The organism is Pusillimonas sp. DMV24BSW_D (assembly GCF_011388195.1).
Classification (GTDB): Bacteria; Pseudomonadota; Gammaproteobacteria; order Burkholderiales; family Burkholderiaceae_B; genus Neopusillimonas; species Neopusillimonas aestuarii.
Window position 1 is genome coordinate 1,476,091 of the sequence record NZ_CP049990.1, and the last position, 15,830, is coordinate 1,491,920.

General features: G+C 50.8%; 19 protein-coding genes. 18 read left to right on the forward strand and 1 reads right to left on the reverse strand.

What is annotated here, in order from left to right:
* Nucleotides 1-51: 51 nt before the first annotated feature.
* The 18 genes from G9Q38_RS07235 (at nucleotide 52) to G9Q38_RS07315 (ending at nucleotide 14,745) form a co-directional block, all read left to right on the forward strand.
* Entirely contained in the window at nucleotides 52-708 is a 657-nt protein-coding gene (locus G9Q38_RS07235; RefSeq protein ID WP_166129416.1) for a phage tail tube protein, read from the forward strand.
* 9 nt (nucleotides 709-717) lie between these two features.
* Nucleotides 718-1,014 carry a hypothetical protein gene (locus tag G9Q38_RS07240; RefSeq protein WP_166129418.1) on the forward strand — a complete coding sequence of 99 codons (297 nt, stop codon included), beginning with the start codon at nucleotides 718-720 and terminating at the stop codon, nucleotides 1,012-1,014.
* Nucleotides 1,015-1,031: 17 nt separating this feature from the next.
* Entirely contained in the window at nucleotides 1,032-1,280 is a 249-nt protein-coding gene (locus G9Q38_RS07245; protein ID WP_205962342.1) for a phage tail assembly protein T, read from the forward strand.
* 133 nt (nucleotides 1,281-1,413) lie between these two features.
* On the forward strand, nucleotides 1,414-2,484 hold the full coding sequence (locus G9Q38_RS07250) for a nucleoid-associated protein (RefSeq protein ID WP_166129421.1): 1,071 nt from the start codon (nucleotides 1,414-1,416) through the stop codon (nucleotides 2,482-2,484).
* Nucleotides 2,484-3,461 carry a GTP pyrophosphokinase gene (locus G9Q38_RS07255; protein WP_166129424.1) on the forward strand — a complete coding sequence of 326 codons (978 nt, stop codon included), beginning with the start codon at nucleotides 2,484-2,486 and terminating at the stop codon, nucleotides 3,459-3,461. The genes G9Q38_RS07250 and G9Q38_RS07255 overlap by 1 nt, the downstream gene beginning before the upstream one ends.
* A 269-nt stretch (nucleotides 3,462-3,730) precedes the next feature.
* Nucleotides 3,731-5,539: a phage tail tape measure protein gene (locus G9Q38_RS07260; protein ID WP_228276213.1), complete on the forward strand. Its 1,809-nt coding sequence runs from the start codon at nucleotides 3,731-3,733 to the stop codon at nucleotides 5,537-5,539.
* Nucleotides 5,539-5,886: a hypothetical protein gene (locus G9Q38_RS07265; RefSeq protein ID WP_166129426.1), complete on the forward strand. Its 348-nt coding sequence runs from the start codon at nucleotides 5,539-5,541 to the stop codon at nucleotides 5,884-5,886. Before G9Q38_RS07260 ends, G9Q38_RS07265 begins: the two co-directional genes overlap by 1 nt.
* Nucleotides 5,883-6,353 (forward strand): DUF1833 family protein, encoded by a 471-nt coding sequence (locus tag G9Q38_RS07270; protein ID WP_166129428.1) that lies wholly within the window; start codon nucleotides 5,883-5,885, stop codon nucleotides 6,351-6,353. The genes G9Q38_RS07265 and G9Q38_RS07270 overlap by 4 nt, the downstream gene beginning before the upstream one ends.
* Nucleotides 6,354-6,411: 58 nt before the next feature.
* Nucleotides 6,412-6,795 (forward strand): BPTD_2524 family lipoprotein, encoded by a 384-nt coding sequence (locus G9Q38_RS15365; protein ID WP_370523886.1) that lies wholly within the window; start codon nucleotides 6,412-6,414, stop codon nucleotides 6,793-6,795.
* Nucleotides 6,796-6,875: 80 nt separating this feature from the next.
* Complete coding sequence (locus G9Q38_RS07275; RefSeq protein WP_166129430.1) at nucleotides 6,876-7,259, forward strand: hypothetical protein; 384 nt, start codon at nucleotides 6,876-6,878, stop codon at nucleotides 7,257-7,259.
* Nucleotides 7,250-11,089 (forward strand): TipJ family phage tail tip protein, encoded by a 3,840-nt coding sequence (locus tag G9Q38_RS07280; RefSeq protein ID WP_166129433.1) that lies wholly within the window; start codon nucleotides 7,250-7,252, stop codon nucleotides 11,087-11,089. Before G9Q38_RS07275 ends, G9Q38_RS07280 begins: the two co-directional genes overlap by 10 nt.
* A gap of 33 nt (nucleotides 11,090-11,122) precedes the next feature.
* Nucleotides 11,123-12,115 carry a hypothetical protein gene (locus G9Q38_RS07285; protein WP_166129435.1) on the forward strand — a complete coding sequence of 331 codons (993 nt, stop codon included), beginning with the start codon at nucleotides 11,123-11,125 and terminating at the stop codon, nucleotides 12,113-12,115.
* A gap of 2 nt (nucleotides 12,116-12,117) precedes the next feature.
* Nucleotides 12,118-12,528: a hypothetical protein gene (locus G9Q38_RS07290; RefSeq protein WP_166129438.1), complete on the forward strand. Its 411-nt coding sequence runs from the start codon at nucleotides 12,118-12,120 to the stop codon at nucleotides 12,526-12,528.
* 67 nt (nucleotides 12,529-12,595) lie between these two features.
* Nucleotides 12,596-12,907, forward strand: coding sequence for a hypothetical protein (locus G9Q38_RS07295; protein WP_166129440.1), 312 nt, complete (start codon nucleotides 12,596-12,598; stop codon nucleotides 12,905-12,907).
* Nucleotides 12,908-12,910: 3 nt separating this feature from the next.
* A complete protein-coding gene (locus G9Q38_RS07300) occupies nucleotides 12,911-13,165 on the forward strand; it encodes a hypothetical protein (protein WP_119515161.1) in 255 nt (84 codons plus the stop codon).
* A complete protein-coding gene (locus G9Q38_RS07305) occupies nucleotides 13,162-13,497 on the forward strand; it encodes a M15 family metallopeptidase (RefSeq protein WP_166129443.1) in 336 nt (111 codons plus the stop codon). Before G9Q38_RS07300 ends, G9Q38_RS07305 begins: the two co-directional genes overlap by 4 nt.
* Nucleotides 13,494-13,973 (forward strand): DUF2514 family protein, encoded by a 480-nt coding sequence (locus G9Q38_RS07310; RefSeq protein ID WP_166129446.1) that lies wholly within the window; start codon nucleotides 13,494-13,496, stop codon nucleotides 13,971-13,973. The genes G9Q38_RS07305 and G9Q38_RS07310 overlap by 4 nt, the downstream gene beginning before the upstream one ends.
* A gap of 112 nt (nucleotides 13,974-14,085) precedes the next feature.
* Nucleotides 14,086-14,745: a hypothetical protein gene (locus G9Q38_RS07315; RefSeq protein ID WP_166129449.1), complete on the forward strand. Its 660-nt coding sequence runs from the start codon at nucleotides 14,086-14,088 to the stop codon at nucleotides 14,743-14,745.
* 79 nt (nucleotides 14,746-14,824) lie between these two features.
* On the opposite strand, the gene G9Q38_RS07320 is transcribed toward G9Q38_RS07315, so the two are convergent.
* The gene (locus G9Q38_RS07320) at nucleotides 14,825-15,484 is read right to left on the reverse strand and encodes an SOS response-associated peptidase (protein WP_166129451.1); all 660 of its coding nucleotides are present in this window, start codon (nucleotides 15,482-15,484) and stop codon (nucleotides 14,825-14,827) included.
* Nucleotides 15,485-15,830: the final 346 nt, after the last annotated feature.

The window sequence follows — 15,830 nt, forward strand, 5'->3', positions numbered from 1 at the left end:
TCAACTTTTACACTGACCCGCCTTGTGCGGGTTTTTTATTGGAGCAATGAAATGGCACAAGGCAAAGTCACCCCGGTTAAAGGGTCGAAACTTTTCGTTCAAACAGGCGTGTCTGAAACGCCTGAAACTATTGATTCGGTCACCGCGACGAATCCCGGCACAATTGACATTACCGCGACCACTTTGGTTAAGGGCGATATCGTCACCATATCGGGTGTTGGTGAGGGTTTCGATGGCGAGTATGCAGTGAGCGACGTAGCAACCGGCACCGTTACACTAGCAGGCGCTGATTGGTCTGACCTTGAGGTGCCCGGCAGCATCACCGGTGCCGAAGCGGCCAAACATGAGTTTTCAGCCAATTGGTGCGAGGTTAACAGCTTTAACCGCGCCGGTGGCACGATTAACCAGACTGACGTCTCAACTTTTTGTTCTGCCCGCCGCGAGTACGACCCCGGCCTGGCGGATTCGGGCACGATTCAGTTTAACTTCAACTACGCCCCTGCAACTACGGTTCAGGACAAGTTCAAAGAGTACGAAAACAGCGCTGGCAAGTTCTGGATCAAGCATGTATTGCCACGTAACCAGGGCACGATGCTTTATTACGGCGGCATTCAAACTGGCGTAGGCGCTGAGGGTTCGACCGGTGGCGTGTATACGTCCAGCGTCACCATCCAGCTTTCCGGTGATTACTACCGCATCGCGGCGTAAGGAGGGCAAATGTCAGCTAAACAATTGAAAGAGGCATTCGCCAATCAGAAACTGAACAGCGCCGTTGTTGAAATTGATGGTGTTGGCAAGGTCCTGATTCGAGAGTTAACCTTCGGCGACATTGAGCACTTAGACTCTTCCGGAACTCAGGATGGGAACGCGCGAAACCTTGCATTGGCGCTGTACTCGGAAGACGGCAAAGAACGGATTTTCGATCCAGATAATCAAGACGATGTGGAGATTATTAAAGGTTTATCGAATCGTATGGTTAACAGGATTGCAGGAGCGCTTCAGGTAAAAAACTAACGCCCCGGCGCGAGTTCATGATCGAGCTGAGTCTCGCGTTGGGGAAAACCCTCGAAGAGCTGCGGCAAATGCCTGAATCGGATTTCAGGCTGTATGAGCAGTATTACCGCAAACAGCCATTTGGTAACTGGCGTTCCGATTACAACGCCGCGCGAGTTGCACAGGCGATGGCCGGCGGCAAGCTGGAGGATTTGATGCCGTTCTGGTTTGAGAGTACGGGCGATGATCCGCTTGAGGATTTATTTGCAGGCGCGGTTGAGTTATAGCCTTTGTAGTTATCGACAGGGGTTTAGCCGTCCAGTGTCGAAGAACACAATAACTGTTTTTGTATACAGTATTGTGTGTTACGCTACTCCTTGCTATGTTGTTTCAAATTTTACAATTTGAAGGAATGTAGCGATGTTGGCTTTAGATCAGTTGGAAATAAGTCGTATTATCGTCCACCATATCCCGGGATCGGTTAACAAGGAGACAGCGACACCTTCGTGTTCAAATGAGTTGTTAGCGTTGCCACCGGCTGGCTTAGATATGTTTTCTAAACGCCTAGCAAAATCTTTGGGTCACAGCTCTAAAGGTATCAGGGTAGATATACAAAATACTGATGCTCATGGGTTTTTTCAGCGTGCGGCCCAAATGATGTTAGCAACAGAGACTGTTGAAGACTTTATAGCAACTTCGAAAGTTTTCGCTCAGTTACTATGCGATGCGCAGGGGATTAAAGCCTTAGTAGAAAGCAAGCTTTTGGTTATGTCAGGAGTTACTGGTGAGTTTCAGCGTCCCTTTGTTGCGGTTGTAAAAGCGGATATGCAGGACGCCTTAGCTGAGCTTCCTGCGGATGGAGGCGCAACAATCAGCTATTTAGAGAATATTTTTTTAACTGAGGCACAGCGTCTTTTTAAAATAGGCTTTCTGCAGCAGAACGTTGCGAGGCCCAGGATTAATGATGGCTTGAGAAATATTGAAGATTACACGATTCATTTATTTGATCATTTGCTGACATCAACGGAAACTCGCAACGCAGCGCACTACTTTTATGCTGGTTTTTTAGGTACTGATGTTGCCGCATCGGATAGAAGGCTGACGCAGGATTTTTATGAGAAAACATTGAGGTTCTTTGAGTCGAGGAACTATGATGCTGATGAGTTGATAGAAAAAGGGGAAACGTTAAGATCGGAGTTGAGAAGCAACGATGCGACAATTTCAACTTCAGACTTTGCTCAAAAGTATCTGGAACCAGCGGAAGCAGATGATTATGAGCAGTACATGAGAAACCAGGCGTTTCCTGCCCATGCTATCGTGAAGGATACTGAGTATGTCAAGAATAAAATTAAGCGACGCAGAAAGCTTGTATTTAGCTCGAAAGTGATAATCACCACTCCGTCAGATGGTGAGGATCTCGTTATGGTTGAGGAAGCGAAGGACGATACTACTATCGTGACTATTTCTGGGAAGTTGACTAAGAGTGAATAATGAACGCAGAGTTTCTTGATTGGTTTTCGGCAAAAGAAACTGCTTTTGCGCAGTGGGGTGAGTTTGTTGTCGAAACAATCAAAGCGCGTGTTCGGGCAGATATTGGTGATGCGAGATATGCGAGCTTTTTTAAGATTGAGCCATCGTATCGGGTCAAGGTTATTGATTCGATAAAGGAAAAGCTTGAGCGCAAAAAATACTCTCATCCACATGATGAGATGACTGACTTGGTTGGAGCACGGTTTGTCGTTTTATTGCGGTCGGATATTGATGTCTTGGATCGAGTAATTCTCAATAGAAGTTGTTGGTCGGTTAGTAAAGATAGAGACTACATAAACGAGACTCTTTCTGATCCCTCCGTTTTCGATTATCAGTCTATGCATTACTTGGTTCGAAACCCGGCAACTCGCATCCTGGCGGATGTGGAGATCCCGGAGGGTTTGGCTTGTGAGGTGCAAGTCAGGTCTTTATTACAACACGCGTACGCAGAGCTAGTTCATGATGATATTTATAAGGCTGATGTATTTGTGCATGAGGGCACAAAAAGATTGGTGGCCAGAAGTATGGCTCTCATGGAATCAACAGATGGAATATTCGTCGAAATATCTCGGGAACTTGAAAACATCAGGAGCGCTCAAACGTGTTTGTTTGAGGCGGCCAGACTGGTATATAGAGACATCAACTCCGATGCTGAAGATAAGCCAACAGAGCTTTATCATGTAATAGCTGATACGTATCGCGACGCCCTGAAAGAAGTTTCTCAACGTGACCTTAATGATCTGATGAAAGATCATCGTCGCCGACAACAAGTTAGAAACAGGGCACTGGATTCTTGCTTATTCTCGGATCCAGCATGCGTGCTTGTCTATTGGTTAACTGCCAATAGAACACGACGTACCTTTCGCGAATGGCCGAGAGATGATCTTAGGAAAGATTTAGAGCAAATAGCTGCCGATTTGGGCATAGCTCCGCAATAGCGAGTTCATACAAAATATAATTTTTTATTCTCGGCTCTGCTTCGGCAGGGCCTTTTTTATGGGTGTTCGTTATGGCTGGTGGTGCGTTAGGTCGCTTAAACGTTTTGCTTGGGCTGGACAGTACCGAGTTTTCGCGCGGCCTGAATCGGTCGGAGTATCAAGCGAAAAAGACGTTTGAGAACTTTGAGCGACAGGCCAAGCGGGCTGCTACCGCTTTTGTGGCCATCGGTGCGGTGGCAGGTGCTGCCTTTGTCGCCTGGACGAACGAAATGGCGCAGACCGGTAAAGAGTTGGATCGGCTGTCTACGCTATCAGGTACAAATGCGGAAACGCTTCAGCGCTGGTCTTACGCTGCCCAGTCGGTGGGTATTGAGCAGGAAAAACTATCAGACATTCTCAAAGACACGCAAGACCGGGTCGGTGACTTTCTGACTACCGGCGGCGGGCCGATGGCAGACTTCTTTGAAAACATTGCGCCAAAGGTTGGTGTCACCGCCGAGCAGTTTCGCAATCTTTCAGGGCCTGATGCTCTGGGTTTGTACGTTTCCAGCTTACAAAAAGCAGGGTTGTCTCAATCCGAGATGATCTTTTACATGGAAGCAATGGCGTCGGATTCGTCATTGCTGATTCCGCTGTTGCGTGACAGCGCTGCCGGCATGTCTGAAATGGGGGCAGAAGCTGAGCGTCTTGGCCTTGTTATGACCAACGAAACAGTTGCGGCGGCGAAAGAACTAGACAGGAATTTGCAGCAACTGACGGGTGTTGTGAAGGGCGCGTCAACAACAATGGCAAATTCATTTTTACCGGTGATGCTTGATGTTTTTGATGCATTTAAAGACACAAAAGAAGAAACATCGTTGCTATTCGGCGAGACTCAAAAACTGAGCAACGACAAAAACTTAGATGACTGGGCGCAGAATACGGCTTTGGTATTTGCTCATGTTTATGACGCTGTGAGCGCAGTTGTAGACATGGTAATAATAGCTGGCAGTAGCATCTCCGCTGTTGTGGCTGACAGTAAAGCGGCATTAGCGACAATGGCAAACATTCTGCCAGATTGGGGTGTGCCGGGTCTGATGGCGAAATCAGTTGGTATTGATGCGTCAGACGAGGGCGTGCGACGTATTGTTGAAGAAGCCGCAAAAGCCAGAGAAAAAGTTAATCAACAGCTATCAAATATATGGAATAAGCCGCTTTTAACCGACGCTTTGCGTGATAGTTTTAGCAACGACGAATTACGCATGTGGGAGGCGATGCAGTTGCCCACGATAACAGTTAGGCCAGATGGGGTAGGCTCATCCAGCAAAGCTAAACAAGAGCGCGACATCGTGTATGGCAGCATCGAACAATTGCTTGAGGCGGAAGGTGAGCTTATCCGCATGACTGAGCAGTATGGAATTGTTCATGAAAAAACAATGGACGGTGTTTCGGAATTCACGCTCGAGGCTGCTCGCAATATTCAGAATTCCTTGGGTGACGGCCTATATAGCATCCTCACTGGCAACTTCCAGGATATCGGCCAATCATTTGGCGACATGATTACGCGCATGGTTGCTGATGCAGCGGCGGCAAACTTAGCTGAAGCTTTGTTCGGCAATTACAGTAAAGACGGGGAAGTGGGGGGGCTTATAGGTCGTGCCGTGAGTTCCATATTCGGGCCAAGCATTACGGCAGGCTCGGGGTTTGATCTTGGCGCACAGAGCTATTTGAATACGCCACCCACTTTCGCATCCTGGTCGTCATTCGATTCTGGTGGCTACACCGGCCCGGGCGGCAAATACGAACCTGCGGGTATCGTGCACCGCGGTGAGTATGTGTTGAATCAGCAAGCCACGCAGCGGGTGGGGGTGGGTGTATTGGATCGAATCAATAAGGGTTATGCAAATGGCGGACTGGTCGGCAGCGCCGCGGCTGGAGGCTCACCTCAAGTCATTCTGAACAACAATTCCAGTCAACCCCTTTCAGCAAGTCAGCCCGAGGTGAGCTTTGACGCAATGGGACGGATGATGATCAAGGTGATGTTGAATGACTTGCAAAAGAATGGGCCTTATGCTCGCCAACTTAAAAGGTCGATGTGATGGCTACATTTCCTTCATACGCAAAGCTGTTGCGCGCCGGATATTCGGAAGAGCCGGATTACGGTGTTTTACGCACCGAAATGGATGGCGGCATTGCTAAGCAGCGTCCACGCTACACGACGCCTATAGTGACGCGGGAGGCCCAGATCAAGGTAAGCAGCAAGGCCGATAAGGCCTCGTTTGACGAATGGGTGAGAACAGAGATCAACGGCGGCGCAAGCTGGTTTACATGGATTGATCCGCTCAGCGGTACAAGCAAGCAGGCGCGTATCGTTGGTGGAAAATACCAGTGGACAAGTCCTGGGATAGTTTGGGTTGCCGCTTGCCAAATAGAGACAATCGGATGACGTACACAAATCAAGGTCGTCGTGTTCTAAATGCAACCAGCCCCGATGAGCCATTACTCGAGTTGATCGAAATCACTCATGCTGACCTGGTCGTGCCGGCAAGGTTTGTTAATGACACGGTGGAAATAACGAGCAACGGTGGGCTGTTCCACGCAACCTCGTTCCGATTGACCAGGCCTGACGATGTGGATGAGCAAACGCCCACTGCAAAATTGGCAGTAGACAACGTTGGACGCGAGCTCACGCAATGGCTGGAAGTAAGCAATGGCGGCAAAGGTGCGCGGTGCCGAATCCTCGCGGTCCTGCGTTCAGACCCCGATGTGTATCAATTCGATATGACGCTAGATTTGTCGGGCATTTCGGTTAACAACATGGAAGTATCCAGCACGCTTGGCTTTCAGAACACGCTGATGCAGCCAGCCGTTGCAGTGCGCTACGACACGATCACTGCGCCGGCGATGTTCTAGTAAGTTGTCATACTGCGTGCTAGTATTTCCATATGTAAAAGAACCTATGAGGGGCTTGATGCGGTGGATTGTTTTGTCGATTGTCGTGGCGCTGGCGGGGTGCTCTGGTATAGAGCCAGGGAAAACATATCCGTCTGAAGCGTTTAACGTATCGGTAACTTATCAAGAGGCGTACCGTCGCGCTCAATCGCACGGCCATGAGTGTTTGTCGACATTCGTTACGAGCGGAGACTTATACACTGATAACCAAACTGGCATTGTCCGCGTTTCGATACCTAAGTTTATGTACACCGGCAGAGAGTCGCTTAAAGTAAACGTGTCCGCTACAGGGGAGAGCAGTGCGAAGGTAGTCGCCACTGTTGACAATGTTGGCGTATTCGACCAAAGGCAACTTGAAGCAATAAGAAAAACTATTGAATCAGGTTCTCCTAACTGTAGGTAAAAAAACTCACATATCTATAACCGCCTCCGGGCGGTTTTTTATTGGCTCACTTCGGTGGGCCTTTTTTATGGGCGTTAGAAATGCATTGGTCTGACAATTACGTAGGCATTCCGTACATACCTGAGACTGCCGACTGCGCCGTACTGGCGGTGCGCGTAGCGAAAGAGGTATTCGGCAAAGACATTTCATTGCCCGTTGCGCATGCCGCCACCATTCGCGCCCAGGCTAAGCAGATCAACGACTTGAAAGACGATTATGCGGAACGCATCAATGCGCCGGCAGACGGCCAGCCTGTGTTGCTGGTTGGGCGAGGGCATAGCTGTCACATCGGCATCATGTGCTGGACCGCTGGCGAGTGGTGGGTTTTGCATGCCAACCAGTCATTTCAGTTCGTGACGCGTGAAAGGCTCCGAGACATGACACGCATTCATTATCGGGTTGAGGGTTTCTATAAATGGCTGTAACCGTCGAAAATCCTTCGCTGGTAGTCCATCCACATGCATTGGTGGGCGACGGACGCCTTTCAGTTGTTGAAGCATTTCGAGAGCGTGAAACGCTAGGCGCGTACATCAAGAGAACCGGCGTTGTTGTGCCTGCTGGTCCTGTGGCGGTGTGGCATAACGGCGTTCGCGTGCCTGATGCTTTGTGGCAGCAATTGATCCCGCGCACCGGGGACCAGGTTGTGATCCGTGCTCGTGTGATTGGTGGTGGCGGCGGAAATAAAGTCTTGCGCACTGTCGCAATGGTTGCACTTGTTGTTCTGACTTATGGTGCTGGGTCTTTCGGCGGTTTAGCGGCAATGGCTGGAAGCTACTCAGCATTGGCTGGGGCGGCCTTGATGATCGGCGGCACGCTCCTGATCAACGCACTCATACCCCCGCCTACCGCTACGGCCGCACAGCTCGGCCAGGGCGGCAAGTATGAGTCCAGCCCGACTTACGCCATATCTGGTGGGCGTAATCGGCTGCGCCCGTGGGAGCCGATGACATTGATTTTCGGGCGCCACAAGGTTGTGCCGGACCTGGGTGCAAATTATTACACCGAGTACGTTGGCGAAGATCAGTACCTGAATCAAGTTTTCAACTTTGGGTTGCAGGCCGGCTCTCTTCAGTTGTCTGACTTCAAAATTGGCAACACGCCGATCAACAACTATCAGGGTGTTCAGCTTCAAACGTCGAATGCCACAGGCGCATTAACGCTGTTTCCGGGCAACGTAGACACGATTCAAGGCTTTGCACTTGCTTCTGGGGTGGTAAACAGTCGCACGACGGCAGCCAACACCAACTACATATCTGTTGAACTGGCAGCGCAACTCTTTTACGTGCGCGATGACGGGGGTATTGACGCTCGCTCGGTTGATTTGCGAATCCAGTATCGGCCCGTAGGTGGGGCGTGGACGGACATAGGGTTGTTGCAAGACGCCATCTATGCCACGCACTATTGGAGCCTTGAATATTTTGACGCCTATGCAGGCATGTATCAGTACAAGTACGGCTCGACGAACTACGCAGATCACACCGAAGGCGAGCAAGAGCTTATATCTGCAGGCGACTACTACAACCCACCGATTTATGGCCGCTGGCGCTGGAAGCCGCATCCGTTTCAATTAGGGCAGCCGTGGCAGGGCCAAGCGCCTGATCCGGTGATTGGGTATTCCAGCACGCCTGGGGTGCGCATGACTGGCGCCAAGCAAGAGCCGACACGCCGTACGGTTTCGTGGTCGGTCGCCCCTGGCCAATATGAGGTACGCGTATGGAAAGTTACCGGTGACATTAAGAACAGCCGCGAGTCGAACGAGGCGGCAGTCAATCAAATTCTGGCTTATCAACCTGACACCGCTGACTATACCTGGCAGCAGCGGGTTGCTTTACGAGCAAAGGCCACCGGGCAACTAAACGGTGCTATTGATGAGTTCAACGCTATTGCGCAAGTCTATTGCCCTGTCTGGAATGGCTCGGCCTGGGTGTGGGCGGCGACAAGCAACCCGGCGTGGTCGTTCTTGTGGTTTGCTCGCGGCAAATATGATTCATCCAGTGGCAACCGTGTTTATGGTGCCGGACTTCCCGACGCTCAGATTGACATTGAGGCGGTCAAAGCCTGGGGGGCATGGTGCGATCAAAAGGGTTTGACGTTTGATTATGTGCTTGATCGCAAAATGTCTTCGGCGCAAGTCTTGCAGATGATCGCTCGGGCTGGCCGTGCATCCCCAACGTGGCAGACCGGCAAATTGGGCGTGGTGTGGGATGCAGCAGACTTGCCTGTTACAGCGATATTTGGCCCGTTCAATATTAAGGCCGGTTCGTTCGAGATTGATTACATCGCCGAGGGAACCGCTGACGAGATTGTGCTCAATTTCATCAATCCTGCGCGTAACTGGCAAATGGATGAGGTGCGCGTCAAGGTACCTGGCGCAACAACAACGAATAACCCGCTTCAACTTGATTTCGACGGCTGCACGAATCCAGTGATGGCGGGGCGCGAGGCAAACTTACTTGCGGCAAGCCAGGTTTGGCATCGTCGGCGGGTGTCGTGGGAAACCGATATCGAAGGTTGGGTGGCCGGTCGAGGGGATGTGGTACAGATCAGCCATGACCTAACCGTGTGGGGGTACTCGGGCCGGATGCTGGCCAGGGACGGAAACGTTATCACGCTTCAAAACACGGTACCGTCCGACGGGGCCGGAACGATGTTGATTCGTGGGCCTGAGGGCCAGATGAAAACAGTGTCGGTTACGTCTGCCGTGGGCGATGTGGATACCGTGACAATCACATCGGATATGTCGGACTTTCCCTTGCCGGGCGATGAGGGTTATGAGGATGTCCCGGTCGTGGACTGGGTATGGATGTTCGATCCACTGGCAACGCCTGGTCGCAGGTTCAAGATTACGTCAGTTGAGCCCACCGAGGATGGGGTGAAATTTGAGGCCATTGACGACGACCCCGAATACTACGCCAGCGAAAACAACCCATACTTATATACCCCGCCGAAAGATGGTGCTTTGCTGGCTGGGGTTGTTTTCAGTATCGGGTTCTCCGAGACGCTTGTTAACGTCCAGGCCGATATATCAGAGGTCAGTATCAATTGGGTGCTGTCGCGCTCAATGGCCGCCGAGGTCGTGTTCAGCATTAACGGTCTGGCTCAACCAGCCGTCAGGACAGACAACCGGAAAATATCCATTCAAGCAAAAACGCTTGATGTTGTGAACGTGACGGTGACGCCTGTGGGTTCTACCGGGCGTGGCCAGCCAACAACGAACAGTTACACTGTTGAAGGCCTGACAACGCCACTACCGGCGCTCACCGGTCTGAACAGCGTGTTCCGAGACGGCCTGACAACGCTGGTTTGGGAAAGGGTGGTTGATATTCGTCAGCCTCAATACGAAGTGCGCCTTGGGGCTAATTGGGCCAATTCGCGCATTGTGGCGATCACGAGCAACCTAGAAACCTTGGCTGTTGGCAACGGTACGTATTGGGTAGCGGCGAGATTTAACTACCGTGGCACGATTGTTTACGGCCCTGCCGATAGCCTGCAAATATCCGGGGCGACATTGGTTCGCAACGTCATCATCGTGCAAGACGAGGCACCGGACTGGACAGGCACATTAACGGGCGGTGCCTATGTTTATGACGGTTCGCTAACACTTGAGCCGCAAGGTGACTTTCTGGCGATACCTGATGTTTTCCAAGAGCAAGACATTCTTTGGTACGGCGGGCCAGCATCGAGCGGGACGTATACAAACCCAATTGCCGAACAAGTCGATATCGGGTATGTCACGCCGGTTCGGGTGGATTTTGACGTTGACGTTATTGCCCGGAACCTGACTACCGATATTTTGCTAGCGCCGGATATTTTTGCGATAGAGGACATCCTGAATGGCTCAGATTTGCAGAAGATCACGGTTCGACCTCAGATTCGCCATGCTCAGGTTGCAGGCGTTTGGACGCAGTGGCGCGACCACGTACCCGGCCTTTACAACGCTCGATACTTTGATGTGCGAATCATCCTCGAAACGAGCGACCCGCTCATTGTGCCGTTCATCGACAAATTCGAATGGTCGATTGACGTACCGGACCTGACACAACGCGCCGAAGAGGTGGCGGTCGGAACGGGCGGTTTAACGGTCACGTACGACAAAGAGTTTCATGCTCGACCAAACGTTCAGATCACGATTTTGGACGCCGAGGAAGGCGATCAGGCAAAGCTAACAAGTTCAGACGCGGCTGGGTTCACCGTCACGATCATAAACGGCGGGCCAGTCGAGCGAAGTATTAACTGGATCAGTCAAGGTTACTAGCCCCTTCGGGGGCTTTTTTAATGGGAAATTGATATGACACAAAGTTCAATCCAGCTAAACACAACACCGCCGTATTCTGGCGCTGATGCAGTCGATGATACCAACAAAGCATTGCAGACCATTGCAACCGACTTCGCAGGGACAACTGATCCGGCAGGGCTGGACGGATGCGGGCCTTATTGCACCTGGGCCGATACCGCCAATGGTTTGCTGAAAAGGCGTAATGCGGCTGATACGGCTTGGGTGGTCGAAGGTGAGTTATTCCAGTACAAGGCCAACCGCAACGGCGATGGAACGCAAAACTTTAACGTTGCCTCGCTCAACGGCGGTCAACTAGCAGGCTTTAGAAACAAGATTATTAATGGAAACCCAGTAATTAACCAACGCGGCGTTTCCGGTACCGTAACATTAGCGGCAGGCGAATATGGGCATGATCGCTGGAAAGCAGGTAGTGGTGGGTGTACATACACGTTTAACACAGTTGAAAATATCACGACGATTACTATTTCTTCTGGCACATTGATGCAGATTATTGAGGGGGTTAACTTAATGTCAGGGCAGCATGTTTTGTCTTGGCAAGGTACGGCACAAGGACGTGTGGATTCAGGAAGTTATGGCAATTCTGGTGAAGTATTGGGAACGGCTGTCGGCGGGACGAACCAGGCCGTTGAATTTAGTACAGGAACCCTTAGTTTAGTGCAGTATGAGTCTGGTACAGTGCCTACGCTTTTTGAATTTCGAGGTTTTTTTGAAGAAACCTTATGTTTTCGTTACAGTGAATTAGTAAATGGGTATGCTATATCCACTCTTGGCGAGGTTTCTATTGTTGAGTTTAAGGCTAAAAAAAGGGGTACACCTAGTTATTCAGGTTTAGTCTTGAGCAGTGGGTCAGGTGCGGTATTTTCTGCTGTTCCTAATACATCAGTAGCGACAGCATCAAATCCTCAAGGGTGCTATGGAATTATCCAATCAGCAGTTAACTCTGTGCAGGCATACTTCAGGCTATTTATTGACGCGGAGCTATAAAAATGAACATACAAACAGTAATCGAACACGACGACGCGTACATAATAAACGGGGACATTACTGTAATGAAAGGCAGTGGACACCGTTTTCTTATTGATATTGCTGACTGGATAGCACAAGGCAACACGCCCGAGCCATACGTAGAGCCTCCAGCACCCGTGCCTCAGTCTGTCACCCGCCGTCAGGGCCGGTTAGCACTGCTGCAAACACCGCACGGGGAAGTCACTAAACTGGATGTCGTCGAGGCGGCCTTGGAATCCATTTCGGACCCTATGCAAAAGCGAGCGGCCCTGATCGAATACGACGCCGATACTTGGGCACGCAACAACGCATTTTTGCAGGCCATGTGGGCCCAGCTTGGCGGCACCGAGCTTGAATTGGATAACCTATTTAGGACGGCCGCAACGCTTTAGCAGCCACAACCATTGAACCCAGCCCCTTTCGAGGGGCTTTTTTTATGTCCAACCGAAAGGGGAAGAGATGCCAGCTGATTGGTTTAACCACTTGGAAAAGATCCTGCCTGGCTTGCTGGGAAGTATGGGGGCAATGCTGTGGATACAAGGATCGTGGAAACGAAAGCTAGCGCTGTTTGCGTTTGGCGGCGTTATGGCTTGGTATGCCACGCCTTGGATTTATCAAAAAACCGGAATTAGCGAGGGCTTTCTGGGGCTGATGGTTGGGCTTTTCGGGATGGCAATTGTCGATTCGGTATTTCGGATCTGGGCAGATCTCGGTTTGTCATCGATTGTGCGCGAATTTATTCGGGCCCGACTCGGGCTGCCACGGGAGTGAACCATGGAAGAGTTTGTTATTGCGCTGTTGTGCTTTGTCAGTCTGGCCTGTGTGGCCGGCGCGTTCAGTCAGTGTTATTCAGGCACTTTGTTGCAACGAATTGGCATGGCCTTAATCGCCTTTTGGGCCATGTGGCGGGCTGCGCTGATTATTCAGGAAGGGGATGTGCACCCGAGTATGGCCTTGGGTGCGCTGGGCATGGCGGTATTTGCCGCCGGCACGATGATTAAAACTTGGTTGTGGAGGTATCGAAAATGACGCTTGGTCAGAAACAACGAAAATTTACTCGAATGATTGCGGACTTGATCTGTTTCGCCTATAGCCAAGGTTATGAGCTGACTTTCGGCGATGCTTACCGCGATCCTCGTGTGCACGGACATGTTGGGCAAAAGAAATCTTATAGCAGCGCCAATAGCCTACATAAAGAACGCTTGGCGGTGGACTTCAATCTTTTCAAAAACGGCCAGTATTTGACCTCGACCGAGGATCATCGTCAGCTTGGGGAGTATTGGGAGTCTATCGGTGGCTCATGGGGTGGGCGGTTCAATGACGGCAATCACTACTCGATTGAGCATGGTGGTCGTAAATGATTAAGGCACTGATTGGTTGGAAAGGGTACGTGGTTGCGGCCGCTCTGGCTGGAGTGGGCGTATGGGTAGTTCAGGGCTGGCGATACGATGCAAAGATCAGTCGCATTGAGACTGCCCAGGCAACCGCTCTGGCCAACGCCCAGGCGAAAGCGCGACAAATAGAGCAGGCCAGTCAGGCCGCAATAGAAGAGGTAGCGAAAAATGCTGATGAAAAAATTGCCGTGGCTACGGCTGATGCTGATGCCGCTCGTAATAGTGCTGGCCGGCTGCGCACAGAGCTTGCCCGCTTACGTCGAGCATCCGAAAATGCCGTCGTTGCCAGCTCAGGCAAAAGCGAGTCTGGTATCGACACCATCGGTGTGCTCATCGACGTGCTCGAAGGGGTGGAACGAAACGGTCGAGAAGTCGCTGAATATGCTGACCGGCTCAAAGTAGCTGGGTTTGCATGTGAAAGGGCATATGAACGTTTGCGTTAGAGTTGTCGATCTATGATGTCCGAACTGCGTATCTGACGCAACAAGATCAAACGTACTTATGGTATAATCTTTGTAACGATATGGGTGTCCATGCAAAATCAGGGGGATTCCAATGAAGTATTACAAGAAGTTTATTCCAGAAAAATGGCAGGTATATGCGTATGAAGCGGATGGATCACAAGATGACCATATTGGTGAAGAGATGATCCCGATAACAGTAGAAGAGGCGAAAGAAATAGCGAGCGCTGAGAAGGATCACGTAGCCCTTGATATTCTAAGAGCAGGCTCTACAGAGCGAAATTGGAGGTGGCCGCCTAAAGCCTACCAGGAAGCTATAGGTCAAATTGCAGTATGCTCTTCTAGCCTTGAGGTTCTCATCCGTACTGCAATCTGGCATGTTGCGAATCTGGATAGTTCAGTTGGTAGAGCGTTCACCGGCAAGGCTCGAATTGGTGAGCTTTGCGAAATGTTGAAAGCGCTAATTGAAATCAAAGCTCCTCATCTCAAGGACGATGTCGCGCAAATCACATCGCAGATCAAGGAAGCATTTACTCGCCGGGCTATCTATATCCATCAGGTATGGAGCGTCAAAGACGGATTGCCTGCTGTTGGAAAGCTTTTTATTGAGAGGTATGAGCGGCTTGAGAATCTATCGCCAGTCTCTTTGAGTGACATGTACAAGTTGGCAGACGACATGCACGCTGTAGAAGGGAGGATTATGTCTCAGATAATTGCTCCTTTATTACCTCAACCCGAACGCGGCTCAAATTAGCCGCTACTAAACGGTGGGACTCCGTACTTCTGGAGCCAGCACGTGGACGGAAGATGTGGCGAGACGTCGAGTTGCCACGTCAAATAGGCTCTCCTGCGTCCGCCAACTGATATCTACTATTTCCTATCTTTTTGGTCACCTGCCACCAATGAAAGGCCGATTCCGACCTTGGGGTAGAGAGTATCTCAAGCGCTTGGTTGACAGTTATACCTGGGTCAACCCACTCAAGGGCATTGTCGGGGCTTAAACATATTGGCCGTCGGTCGTGAATGTCCACCATACCGCCTGCAGCGTCATCGGTCACGATCGCGAACCCCGTTTCAGCAAGTACGTCTTTGCCTGGTTCCCAGGCAGTAATCCCTGCCATCAATATCGGCGCTTCATCTTTCGGGCTGATGTACCACGGCTGTTTGTCGCCTTTTTCGCCTGTCCACTCATACCAGCCGTCTGCCGGCACAATGATTCGACGCGTTAGAATGGGCTTCCAAAAGGGTGAACCTTTAAGCACGGTGTCCAGGCGCGCGTTGCTGGCCGGTCCGCGCTTGTACCAGGGTGGTTTATACCCCCAAAACAGGCGGTCAAACTGCTCTGTGCCATCGCCTATTCGGTGGAAAACTATTGGGCGGGTACCTGGCGGCACGTTGTACTTGAGACCGTCATCGAGAATTTTGCGCATATTGGTACGCAGCGTCTCGCCGTATTCATGGACTTCCCGCGCCTGTCGAATCCTGCCACACATTTTTGTCCTCGAACATTATCCGCCATGTCTGATAGTAGCGGTGTCCCTCGATTTCTTCAAAGCCTGTGACAACCATTATTCGATCACTGTCGAGCGCTATTAATTCGGGTTCATGCAAGTCCGGGATAGGTGAAGCTATGTAGCCTCCGAATTGATCGTGACGCGACAAGGTCAGCCGGGCAGTTGTTCGCTTTAGTTCAGGGTGGGGCATCCAATACATATGAACTGGACCGGGAACGGCCGCTTCCCAATCACGGTCGTGAAGTAATTTGCCAAAACGATGGGTTCGTATAATTGATGCTTTCATTGTGCTGTATAAATATACAGCAATTTAGGGTTTAGCAAA

Excerpts from the sequence above, each read along its gene's own strand:
- G9Q38_RS07235 (WP_166129416.1), top strand. The coding sequence starts at position 52 with ATGGCACAAGGCAAAGTCACCCCGGTTAAAGGGTCGAAACTTTTCGTT.
- G9Q38_RS07240 (WP_166129418.1), top strand. The coding sequence starts at position 718 with ATGTCAGCTAAACAATTGAAAGAGGCATTCGCCAATCAGAAACTGAAC.
- G9Q38_RS07245 (WP_205962342.1), top strand. The coding sequence starts at position 1,032 with ATGATCGAGCTGAGTCTCGCGTTGGGGAAAACCCTCGAAGAGCTGCGG.
- G9Q38_RS07250 (WP_166129421.1), top strand. The coding sequence starts at position 1,414 with ATGTTGGCTTTAGATCAGTTGGAAATAAGTCGTATTATCGTCCACCAT.
- G9Q38_RS07255 (WP_166129424.1), top strand. The coding sequence starts at position 2,484 with ATGAACGCAGAGTTTCTTGATTGGTTTTCGGCAAAAGAAACTGCTTTT.
- G9Q38_RS07260 (WP_228276213.1), top strand. The coding sequence starts at position 3,731 with ATGGCGCAGACCGGTAAAGAGTTGGATCGGCTGTCTACGCTATCAGGT.
- G9Q38_RS07265 (WP_166129426.1), top strand. The coding sequence starts at position 5,539 with ATGGCTACATTTCCTTCATACGCAAAGCTGTTGCGCGCCGGATATTCG.
- G9Q38_RS07270 (WP_166129428.1), top strand. The coding sequence starts at position 5,883 with ATGACGTACACAAATCAAGGTCGTCGTGTTCTAAATGCAACCAGCCCC.
- G9Q38_RS15365 (WP_370523886.1), top strand. The coding sequence starts at position 6,412 with ATGCGGTGGATTGTTTTGTCGATTGTCGTGGCGCTGGCGGGGTGCTCT.
- G9Q38_RS07275 (WP_166129430.1), top strand. The coding sequence starts at position 6,876 with ATGCATTGGTCTGACAATTACGTAGGCATTCCGTACATACCTGAGACT.
- G9Q38_RS07280 (WP_166129433.1), top strand. The coding sequence starts at position 7,250 with ATGGCTGTAACCGTCGAAAATCCTTCGCTGGTAGTCCATCCACATGCA.
- G9Q38_RS07285 (WP_166129435.1), top strand. The coding sequence starts at position 11,123 with ATGACACAAAGTTCAATCCAGCTAAACACAACACCGCCGTATTCTGGC.
- G9Q38_RS07290 (WP_166129438.1), top strand. The coding sequence starts at position 12,118 with ATGAACATACAAACAGTAATCGAACACGACGACGCGTACATAATAAAC.
- G9Q38_RS07295 (WP_166129440.1), top strand. The coding sequence starts at position 12,596 with ATGCCAGCTGATTGGTTTAACCACTTGGAAAAGATCCTGCCTGGCTTG.
- G9Q38_RS07300 (WP_119515161.1), top strand. The coding sequence starts at position 12,911 with ATGGAAGAGTTTGTTATTGCGCTGTTGTGCTTTGTCAGTCTGGCCTGT.
- G9Q38_RS07305 (WP_166129443.1), top strand. The coding sequence starts at position 13,162 with ATGACGCTTGGTCAGAAACAACGAAAATTTACTCGAATGATTGCGGAC.
- G9Q38_RS07310 (WP_166129446.1), top strand. The coding sequence starts at position 13,494 with ATGATTAAGGCACTGATTGGTTGGAAAGGGTACGTGGTTGCGGCCGCT.
- G9Q38_RS07315 (WP_166129449.1), top strand. The coding sequence starts at position 14,086 with ATGAAGTATTACAAGAAGTTTATTCCAGAAAAATGGCAGGTATATGCG.
- G9Q38_RS07320 (WP_166129451.1), bottom strand. The coding sequence starts at position 15,484 with ATGTGTGGCAGGATTCGACAGGCGCGGGAAGTCCATGAATACGGCGAG.